The 10,254-nt window shown below is 53.7% G+C and carries 10 protein-coding genes; 6 read left to right on the top strand and 4 right to left on the bottom strand.

Features of this window, described 5'->3' with window-relative positions:
* Window positions 1–70 precede the first annotated feature (70 nt).
* From ABGA49_RS01710 to ABGA49_RS01695, 4 genes are all read left to right on the top strand, one after another.
* Complete coding sequence (locus tag ABGA49_RS01710) at window positions 71–1,138, top strand: AI-2E family transporter (RefSeq protein WP_347665039.1); 1,068 nt, start codon at window positions 71–73, stop codon at window positions 1,136–1,138.
* A gap of 373 nt (window positions 1,139–1,511) precedes the next feature.
* Complete coding sequence (gene mdtJ / locus ABGA49_RS01705; RefSeq protein WP_088237472.1) at window positions 1,512–1,868, top strand: multidrug/spermidine efflux SMR transporter subunit MdtJ; 357 nt, start codon at window positions 1,512–1,514, stop codon at window positions 1,866–1,868.
* A complete protein-coding gene (gene mdtI / locus ABGA49_RS01700; protein ID WP_061495547.1) occupies window positions 1,855–2,184 on the top strand; it encodes a multidrug/spermidine efflux SMR transporter subunit MdtI in 330 nt (109 codons plus the stop codon). Before mdtJ ends, mdtI begins: the two co-directional genes overlap by 14 nt.
* 109 nt (window positions 2,185–2,293) lie before the next feature.
* Window positions 2,294–4,456: a bifunctional diguanylate cyclase/phosphodiesterase gene (locus tag ABGA49_RS01695; protein ID WP_347665038.1), complete on the top strand. Its 2,163-nt coding sequence runs from the start codon at window positions 2,294–2,296 to the stop codon at window positions 4,454–4,456.
* 1 nt (window position 4,457) lies between these two features.
* Here the strand turns inward: ABGA49_RS01695 and ABGA49_RS01690 are convergent, their stop codons facing one another.
* From ABGA49_RS01690 to ABGA49_RS01680, 3 genes are all read right to left on the bottom strand, one after another.
* On the bottom strand, window positions 4,458–5,285 hold the full coding sequence (locus ABGA49_RS01690; protein ID WP_134318236.1) for a serine protease: 828 nt from the start codon (window positions 5,283–5,285) through the stop codon (window positions 4,458–4,460).
* A 279-nt stretch (window positions 5,286–5,564) separates the two neighbouring features.
* Window positions 5,565–5,963: an acid resistance repetitive basic protein Asr gene (gene asr, locus ABGA49_RS01685; protein WP_061495553.1), complete on the bottom strand. Its 399-nt coding sequence runs from the start codon at window positions 5,961–5,963 to the stop codon at window positions 5,565–5,567.
* A 175-nt stretch (window positions 5,964–6,138) separates the two neighbouring features.
* On the bottom strand, window positions 6,139–7,623 hold the full coding sequence (locus ABGA49_RS01680) for a carboxypeptidase M32 (protein WP_088237475.1): 1,485 nt from the start codon (window positions 7,621–7,623) through the stop codon (window positions 6,139–6,141).
* 130 nt (window positions 7,624–7,753) lie between these two features.
* On the opposite strand from ABGA49_RS01680, the gene ABGA49_RS01675 reads away from it, so the two are divergent.
* On the top strand, window positions 7,754–7,846 hold the full coding sequence (locus ABGA49_RS01675) for a KPN_01571 family protein (protein ID WP_209446737.1): 93 nt from the start codon (window positions 7,754–7,756) through the stop codon (window positions 7,844–7,846).
* 62 nt (window positions 7,847–7,908) lie between these two features.
* Here ABGA49_RS01675 and ABGA49_RS01670 read toward each other — a convergent pair whose 3' ends face one another.
* Entirely contained in the window at window positions 7,909–9,159 is a 1,251-nt protein-coding gene (locus ABGA49_RS01670) for an MFS transporter (RefSeq protein ID WP_134318235.1), read from the bottom strand.
* 118 nt (window positions 9,160–9,277) lie between these two features.
* Here ABGA49_RS01670 and ABGA49_RS01665 point away from each other — a divergent pair, with 118 nt between their 5' ends.
* Entirely contained in the window at window positions 9,278–10,174 is an 897-nt protein-coding gene (locus tag ABGA49_RS01665) for a LysR family transcriptional regulator (protein WP_347665037.1), read from the top strand.
* The last annotated feature ends 80 nt before the right edge of the window (window positions 10,175–10,254 follow it).

The raw sequence follows: 10,254 nt of genomic DNA, 5'->3' as shown, positions 1-10,254 counted from the left end.
CAGACATTGTTTTTACATTCCGGGGTCAGGTCACTACACTTGGGGGCAGTGTAACCAATGGATGGCCCGAATGACGACGCTAAAAATAAACAACTTCTTCTTTATCATTTTGCTATTGCTGGTCAGTGTGGCGTTTTTTGCGCTTATCCAGCCGTACTATTCCGCGATTATTTGGGCGGTGATTCTGGCATTAATTTTTTATCCATTGCGCATGCGTTTGTCGGTTCTCCTGCACGGGCGTAACGGTATCGCCTCGCTGATTACCGTGTTGCTGATTTGTGTGATCGTGTTTATTCCGATGATGACCGTGCTGTCGTCACTGGCGGTCGAAATAAATAATCTGTATCAGCGCCTGCAAAATAACGCCACCGACCTACCGCAGTTATTAAGCAATGGTATTGCGCATCTGCCGGAATGGGCGAGAAATTATCTGCGGGAGAACGACTTTGATTCAGTGATGGCCATCCGTGAAAAACTTTCCGGCGTTGCGCTAAGCGTTGGGCGTTACCTGGCCGGGAGCGCAGTGATCATTGGCAAAGGTACGTTGGGGATCACCATCAATTTCTGCTTAATGGTCTATTTGCTGTTTTTTTTATTGAAAGATGGCGCGCATCTGGTGCGTAAAATCTATGAAGCGATGCCGCTGTCGGCAAAAATTAAACGCCGCTTGTTTCTGAAATTTGCGGGTGTGGCACGGGCTACCGTCAAAGGGACGCTGGTGGTGGCCATTGTCCAGGGGGCGCTGGGCGGAATGGGTTTCTGGTTCGCCGGTTTCAACGGCAGTCTGCTGTGGGCCGCGCTGATGGCGTTTTTGTCGTTGATTCCGGCGGTAGGAACCGCGATTGTCTGGATCCCGGCGGTGATTTTCCTCTATTCCACCGATGAACTTGCTACTGCAACAATGCTGACGCTCTATTTTGTGGTGGTGGTAGGGTTGGCCGATAATATTTTGCGTCCGCTGTTAGTGGGGAAAGATACCCGCATGCCGGATTATTTGATCCTGCTTACCACGCTGGGCGGGCTGCAATTCTTTGGCATTAATGGGTTTGTGCTGGGGCCAATGATTGCCGCATTATTTATCAGCTCGTGGAATTTATTGGCGGAAGCGCGGGCCAGCGCTGTAAAACAGCAAGAGTAGCAGAAAGCGCGCCGCTGTCTGTATCAAGCGGCGCGTTACTGTCGGCGTAAAGAAGTGCAAAGCTTTTGAGTAAATTCCTGGCCTGTGATAGAAATAAACCGTGTTTAACTACCGGGGACATATTATTCCGCGACGATGAGAAGCAATTTGCGGATAATTGTAATGATATGGATATTCCATTCAGCATTTTCACTTCTGTTTTTTCTCTTTCCAATACCTGCTGCCCGCTCTCGGGCGAACAATACTGGCGCTCGGCGCTCTAGTTTTCTCTCTGCCTGAACTGGCCGCTTACGCGCGGCGGATATTTCTGTTGATCCGGTTTGCCGAGGTTCGGTAAGCCGCAAAGGATTGTATTCTCAAGCAGGAGAAAAAAATGATTTATTGGATCTTCTTAGCGCTGGCCATCGTTGCGGAAATTACCGGCACATTGTCGATGAAATGGGCAACGATGAGCGAGAACCACAGCGGTTTTATTGTAATGCTGGTAATGATTGCGCTGTCATATATTTTCTTGTCATTCGCGGTAAAAAAAATCGCCCTGGGCGTGGCGTATGCATTATGGGAAGGCATTGGCATAGTATTGATTACTGTGTTGAGCGTCCGTTTATTTGATGAACCGTTATCGACGCTAAAAGTGGCGGGGCTAACAACACTGGTGCTGGGCATTGTGTTGATTAAATCAGGGACGCGCAAAGCCGTGCGCCAGGAGCGTGAACATGTCGCAGTTTGAATGGATCCACGGCGCATGGCTGGCCATTGCCATCGTACTGGAGATCACGGCGAATATTTTTCTCAAATGGTCCGATGGTTTTCGTCGTAAAGCCTTTGGTTGCGGATCGCTGCTGGCGGTGTTGGCGGCGTTCAGCGCACTGTCGCAAGCGGTAAAAGGCATTGATCTTTCCGTGGCTTACGCTCTGTGGGGGGGCTTTGGTGTTATCGCTACGCTGGCGGCGGGCTGGATCCTCTTTGGGCAGCGTCTGAACGATAAAGGCTGGTTGGGGTTGATATTATTAATCGTCGGGATGACACTGATTAAACTCGCCTGATGTGATCGCTGCCCGTTATTGCGGGCAGCGAAATTCGTCGGCTGTATTACGCTTAGAATACCGTGACGCACTGCGGCTACTTTTTCGGGCCACCATTAAGAGGCGGCGAATGTTTAATCCGTTAAGCTGGCGAAATATCCCTACAGCCCGAACCCTGTTTATCATGATTTTTATGGCAGGGATTGGCCTGATTATTTCCGTTATCGCGTTACTCTATCTCTCGTTACACCTGATCAGCACCAAGACCAATGAAATTGATCAGCATCGCACGGCGCTCTCGGTGCAGGGGGCGATTCAGACCGCAATTAATCGTACCCGTTCGCTGGTAATTGATAACGCCGTTTGGGATGACGCGGTGCGTGAGACTTATCGCCCGCAGCTTGATCTTCAGTGGCTGTTCACGACCTGGGGCGCGGGTTTCAAAGTGGATAACCTCTATGATGGTACCTTCGTGCTGGACGAAAATTTCCGCGTGTTATGGGGCGCGTTTCGTGGCGAACCTTTCAGCGAAAGCAATCTCGCTTTTTTTGGCGACGGGTTGGTGGCGTTAATCCGTAACCATGCGCAGTCGTTACAGTCCGGGCAGGAGGTTTTTGCCGGTCTGACCCGAACCCGCGAAGGGGTAGCATTTGTCAGTATCGGGCTTATCCGCCCGATGGTGGGGCGCCTTGAGGTATATGACCAGACCCGCCGCTATCTGGTTATTACCCGACATCTTAACGCCCGCATCCTGAGCGATCTCGGCACGACCTTTCAAATTGAAAACCTGAGCTATTCTCCAGGCGTAGTGACAACAACCAGTATTCCAGTTCGCGGATCCGCAGGTGAGTTGCTCGGCTATCTGAGCTGGAGGCCGGGTTTACCTGGCGTCCAGGCCGCCCGTGCAGCCGCCGGAGATATCCGCCACATTGCGATGCTTGCCTCTGCGCTGATCCTTCTGTTTATTGCCCTGAGCAGCGCCGGGTTATATAAGCTGGCGAAAGAAGAGAAAATCGCGCGCAAAATTGCCCTGACGGACTGGTTGAGTCGCTTGCCAAACCGACGCGCACTGATCGAACACCTGGAGCAGTTGAGTGCGATGGGTGACAGTGAATTGATTAGCGTGGTGTTTATCGATCTCGATGGTTTTAAAGATATCAATGATATTTACGGGCATGATGTCGGCGACAGGTTGATTGCCACCCTTGCTCAGACGCTGCGCGAGAAGATCCCTACCGATGGTATGCTGGCGCGGATGGGGGGAGACGAATTCGCGATGACGCTCAGTGGGCCGTGGTCGATGGAGAAAGCGATCGAATTTGCCGAAAGCGTGTTGCAGTACCTTACGGCACCGGTCCGTATTGGTAAACGGACGATTCATATTGGTGCCAGTATCGGTATTGCCAGCGGGACGTTGGTGGAGTGCTCCAGTTCGGAACTGTTTCGCCGCGCCGATATTGCGATGTATCACTCTAAAATGACAGGCAAGGCGTGTATGACACTTTACAATGCCGAACTGAACAGCGCCCGCGAGCGGCAACTGTTGATCGAAAATGACATTCGTGAAGGGCTGGAGCGCGAGGAGTTTGATGTCTGGTATCAACCGATTGTTGATGCCCGTACGCAGGCGATGATTGGAGTGGAAGCGCTGGCGCGCTGGCCGCGTCGTCCGGGCGGTGAACTGAAGCCCGATGATTTTATTCCTGTGGCCGAAACCAGTGGCCTGATCTATGCGCTGGGCCAGTTTGTGCTGCGGCGTGCCTGCCAGCAATTAATGCCATTGAGTACGCTTAAGCTGTCGGTAAACATCTCGCCCGCGCAGTTTCGCGATCCGGAATTTGAAAACAAAGTGGCCAGCGTGCTGGGCACAACCCATTTTCCCGCGCGGCGGTTACAGCTTGAAGTGACGGAAACCTACGTACTGGAAAACCCGGAACGCGCGCGGGCGGCGATCGCCAATTTAAAAGCGCTGGGGACGGCGGTGGCGCTGGATGATTTTGGCACGGGGTATTCAAGCATCGGTTATTTACGGCGTTTTAATTTTGACACCATCAAAATTGATAAATCACTGGCCGGTCTGGTGGATGATGATGAACAGGCGTCGGTGCTGGTGAGTGGCACCATCCGTATCGCCAGTGCGCTCGGCATGCAGGTGGTGGCAGAAGGGGTGGAAACAGAGAAACAGATGAAACTGCTGCGGCTGGCCGGTTGCGACCAGCTACAGGGTTATTATTACAGTGCGCCAAAACCGTTGAACGAGATTTTGCAACTGCCATTACAGCAGCAAGGCTGAACTAGTCGTTCTCTTTCGCCAGTGCTTCCAGCTTATCGCGGAACCCGGTGACGGAAATGGCCCGGTTGTCGGCGCGCCAGCGATCTTTTGCCGCGGGCGCTGAGCTTTGCACGGCAATCAGTTGCCAGCCGTCATCGGTTTTCAGCATCAGCGGCGAACCGCTGTCGCCCGGCAACGTATCGCACTGGTGCGACAGTACCGTATTTTGCGCCCACCCCGTCACCACACAATCCTGATGGCTGTATAACGTATCGAGGTGATCTTCCGGATAGCCGGACTGCGTCACTTTACGATCGGTTGCTTTCAGCGCCGCAGTGAGCGCATCTTTATCACCGGCGAACAGCGGTAGTGGCGTAATGCCGGAAGGCGGGTTACGCAGCACCACCAGCCCAAAATCCCAGGATGCGGCAGAAGAGGGGACGATCCAGCCGTCGCCGTCTGCTTTCAGGCGGTGCCCGAGCGAGGAATCGACCCGACCTTCAATATCGTGAATTTCATAGCGCCAGACGCCTTTTTGCGACACAAAACGCAGGGCGACGGCCTTATCCGCTTTACCGCGCGGCGGCGTTAACAGGCAATGCCCGGCGGTTAAGGCCAGGTGAGGAGAAATCAGCGTAGCGGTACACAAGTTGCCGCTGGCGGTTTCCAGTTGACCTATCGCATCCCATGGCGCTTTGGTCGGCGTGGTAACCCGGACACGATCATCATGCCCGAAAAACAGCGTCTTCACGTCGCTGGCGTTTACGGCGTCATCATCGCCTTCGTCAGCATGTCCAACAGCGGAAAACAAAAGCAGCGGTCCCAGCAACAGCACAACGGTTTTTCGCATATCACACTCGGGTGGGGGTAATTATGATTATTAAACGTAAGCCCAGGTTAATAAATATAGACGGGACGTGAAGAAAGTGGGAGTAAAATCAGCGCACTACATCAGTAAAGATAGAACTGGACGGCAATGATCGCGCAAATAATCAGCATCGCCAGGATCACTTCAAAACGATAACGTCGCAGCATATGCCCTCCAGAGAAAAGCGGCGCTTCGCCCGAAGGGTCAGCGCCGGTTAAACACGGCGCTCGTACGTTGAGCGCCGGATTCAATCACGTTTACTTATGCAGCCGGTTGTGCAGCCGGTTTAGCAGTGTGTTTTACGTGTTTAGTATGTTTAACGTGTTTTTTAGCAGCCTGAGCCTTCTGTTCTACAGCCGGTTTGGCAGCTTTTTTGTGGTGTTTTTTAACTTTTGCAGCCTGAGCTTTCTGTTCTACAGCCGGTTTAGCGGCTTTTTTGTGGTGTTTCTTAACTTTTGCAGCCTGAGCTTTCTGCTCTACAGCCGGTTTAGCGGCTTTTTTATGATGTTTCTGTACTTTTTTCACTGGTGCGGCAGTCGTGGTGGTCGTCGCAGTCGTGGTTGCAGCCGGAGCCGGAGTTGTTGTTGCAGTGTCGGCAGCGAAAGCAGCAGAAGACAGACCCATTGCAGCGGCAACAACCAGAGCTAATACTTTTTTCATTCCGATATCCTCGAATTGGTTTCTTCATTCAACCCCACTGCGGGGCCGTTGAAAGAACTATATCCATAAAAAATCACCACTTCCGTGAGTGATTGGTATCGGCGTGTAACGGAATGTACAGCGGGGATGTACAGCGAAAAATAGCGCGCCGGAACGCAGCTCCGGCGCGGGTTTACTACAGGTAACGGTGGGTGAGATGCTCGCGGAAATAGCGCACGTTGAGCGCCTCGCCAGTGGCGTTTTCGATCAGTTGCGCGGTACTGAAGCGGCTGCCATGTTGCCAGATATTTTGCCGCAGCCAGTCGAACAGTGCGGTGAAATCACCGGCGGCAATGGCGTCATCCAGCCCCGGTAGCGCGTTACGCGCGGCATGGAACAGTTGGGCTGCATACATGGCACCCAGCGTATAGGAGGGGAAATAACCAAAGCCGCCGTCGGTCCAGTGAATGTCCTGCATACAACCGTTACGGTAATTGCCTTCAGTGGAGAGTCCCAGCCATGCCTGCATTTTTTCGTTCCACAGTGCCGGAATATCCTCAACCTCAATCTCGCCATCCATCAGCGCGCGTTCGATCTCATAACGCAGGATCACATGCGCCGGATAGCTGACTTCGTCTGCATCGACGCGGATGTACCCCGGTTTTACGCGCTGATTCCAGGCAATAAAGTTGTGCTCTTCAAAGGCTGGCTGCATCCCGAAACGCTGCACGATGGCAGGTTGCAGGCGGCGCAAAAAGGCATCGCTGCGCCCGAGTTGCATCTCAAAAAAGAGGCTTTGCGACTCATGAATGGCCGTGGAGCGCGCGAGCGCGATGGGCTGGCCTGGCCAATGACGCGGCAGGTTTTGCTCGTAACGCGCATGACCTGTTTCATGCACGACACCAAACAACGCGCTCAGTAGCTCATTTTCATCGTAGCGGGTGGTAATGCGCACATCCTCCGGCACGCCGCCGCAGAAAGGATGCGCACTCACATCCAGACGCCCGCCATTAAAATCAAAACCCAGCACCTGCATGGCCTGTAACCCCAGTTCACGCTGCGCATCAATGGGGAATGGCCCTTGCGGCGCAACCAGCGATTGCTGCGCCTGCTTCGCGACGGCTTTTTGCAACAGGTCCGGCAACCAGGATTTCATATCGCCAAACAGTGCATCCAGACGGGCGCTGGTCATATCCGGTTCAAATTTATCCAGCAGAGCGTCGTAAGGCGTGCAACCTTTGGCGTCCGCACGCAGTTTCGCCTCTTCACGGCTCAGCCTGACGACCTCTTTCAGGTTGGCGGAAAATCCGGCCCAGTCATTATTAGGGCGCTGTGTGCGCCAGGCGTGCTCGCATTTACTGCCCGCCAGCGACTGCGCTTCCACCAGCGCTTCTGGTAACAGGGCCGCTTCCTGGTAATGGCGGGTCATCTCACGCAGGTTGGCTTGTTCAATATCGTCCAGATCTTCTTGTTGCGCGGCCTGTATCCATTGACCGGTTTTCTTGTCGGTAAGGATCTGATGGCGCAATACGCTGAGTTCCGCCAGCGCTTCTCCCCGCGCGGCGCTTCCGCCCGGCGGCATCATGGCGAACATGTCCCAACTGGCGATGGCGGCGAGATGTGAAAAGCGCGACAGGCGAAGAAATGTGCGGGTGAGCTGTTGATAGTTTTGCTTATCCATAATGCCTCTGGTTGTGTTTTTCTGTCATAACCACCTAAAAGTAGTAGTTATGCTGCCGATAATGGGATTTGTACCATAATAGATAAATCTTATTTACATCACCAAATAACAACACAGCGCAGCGATAACCATGAATCCATTTGTATGGGTAATTTTTGCTCTGATGGCGCTTGATGCCGTGCGGGAGCTGATGGGCGCCTCGTCCATACTGGGGTTGTTTTAACAGGCCAACAGCGCAAATAAAAAACCCCGCGCAAGGGCGGGGTCATGATGCTGTTCGCGGCATTACCGCAGGCGAGCGTGGATCCTGCTGCCTACCAACACCGCGATAGCCAGCATTGCTGCAATAAAACCACCCACGCCATTCCAACCGTAGCTGTGCCAGAACACCCCACCTAACGTGCCCGCCAGGCTGGATCCCAGGTAGTAGCTGAATAAATAGAGTGACGAGGCCTGGCCTTTGGCGCGTTTTGCACGCGGCCCAATCCAGCTACTGGCGACCGAGTGGGCGGCAAAGAAACCGGCGGTGAACAGCAGCATGCCAGCAAAGATCAGCCACAGCGACGAGAACAGTGTTAACAGCAAACCTATCAACATTATGCTGGTGGCACCCATCATCACCGGGCCACGGCCATATTTACTGGTCATCGCACCCGCTTTCGGCGAACTCCAGGTCCCTGTTAAGTAGGCCACGGACAACAGCCCGACCACCGCCTGGCTCAGCATCCACGGGGATTGCATCAGCCGGTAGCCAATGTAGTTAAACAGCGTGACGAACGACCCCATCAACAGAAAGCCTTCCAGAAAGAGCAGTGGCAGGCCTTTATCGCGCCAATGCAGCCGGAAATGAATAAACAGCGTTTTGGGACGCAGTGAGGACGGGCGGAAATGGCGCGATTCCGGCAAAATTTTCCAGAACATCAGCGCCGAGGCCAGTGCGAAGCAACCAATGGCCGCCAGCGCGATACGCCAGTTAAAAAAGTCGGTAAATACCCCGCTGATCAGGCGGCCGCTCATTCCACCAATAGAGTTGCCGCTGATGTACAACCCCATTGAGAAGGCGACAAAGCTGGGGTGGATCTCTTCGCTTAAATAGGTCATACCGACCGCCGCCACGCCGCTTAATGACAGGCCCAGCAGCGCGCGCATCACCAGAATGCCGTGCCAGCTGGTCATCATGGTCGACAGTAACGTACAGCAGGAGGCGAGTAACAGTGCGGTCACCATCACTTTTTTACGTCCAATCGCATCCGACAGCGGTCCGGTAAACAGCAAGCCGATCGCCAGCATCGCGGTCGAAACAGAAAGGGAGATACTGCTGCTGGCCGGCGAGACGCCAAACTCCTGGGAGAGCACCGGTAAAATCGGCTGTACACAATAGAGCAGGGCGAAGGTCGCTAACCCGGCGGAGAAGAGCGCCAGCGTCACGCGCATAAATTGGGGAGTACCACGTTTAATAAACTGTCCCGGCACAGAAACAGGTTTTTCGTTAACGACGCTTGCCGGCGCGGTGTCAACGGTAGTTGTACGACTCACTCGAGATCCTTAGCTTTTCATCCCGTGATTTTGGTGACGGGCTTACCACCTCATAAGGGTATGAAATGTGTAATATTCTGTCTAATATATTAATAATCTCAAATAAGACTTATTAAATATGAATATCGAGCTTCGCCATCTACGCTACTTTATTGCCGTTGCCGAAGAGTTGCATTTCGGTCATGCCGCCGCGCGGTTGAATATCTCGCAACCGCCGCTGAGCCAGCAGATCCAGATTCTGGAGCAGCAAATCGGCGCGCGTCTGCTGGCACGCACCAACCGCAGCGTATCGCTGACGCCTGCGGGCAAACAGTTTCTGGCCGATAGCCGGCAAATCTTAAGTCAGGTGGATGACGCCGCGGCTCGCGCGGCGCGTTTGCATCAAGGGGAAACCGGTGAGTTACGCATCGGTTTTACCTCATCGGCACCCTTTATCAAAGCTGTCTCCGACACGCTGTCATCGTTTCGTCAACGCTACCCGGATGTGCATTTGCAAACGCGGGAAATAAACACCCGTGAACAGATAGCACCGTTAAACGAAGGGGGCCTGGATTTGGGGTTAATGCGTAATACACAACTGCCGGAAACGCTGGCATGGCAGGTGATCCTGCGTGAACCGCTGCTGGCTATGATCCACCGCAACCACCCCTTAGCCGCGCGTGAGGCGGTATCGCTGGTGGAACTGGCGCAGGAACCGTTTGTCTTTTTCGATCCGCATGTGGGCACTGGCTTGTATGACGATATTCTTGGGCTGATGCGCCGTTACCACCTGACGCCGACGATTGCGCAGGAGGTCGGCGAAGCCATGACCATTATTGGTCTGGTGGCGGCCGGCATGGGGGTGTCGATTCTGCCTGCCTCTTTCCGGCGCGTACAATTGCGTGAAATGCGTTGGGTACCGATTACCGAACCGGATGCGGTGTCGGAAATGTGGCTGGTATGGTCAAAACACCATGAACAGGGAACGGCGGCGGCGCGTTTTAAACAGCATCTGCTTGCCGCGGCGGGCGGATGATTTTTGCACATAAGTCCTTGCAAAATGTGCTGTAAATCACAAGCCGGGGTAAAAATTTGACGACGACCCGTGAAGTGCTT

Source organism: Kosakonia sp. WA-90 (assembly GCF_039871955.1).
GTDB lineage: Bacteria > Pseudomonadota > Gammaproteobacteria > Enterobacterales > Enterobacteriaceae > Kosakonia > Kosakonia oryzendophytica.
This window is presented reverse-complemented; position numbering and strand designations above follow the sequence as displayed.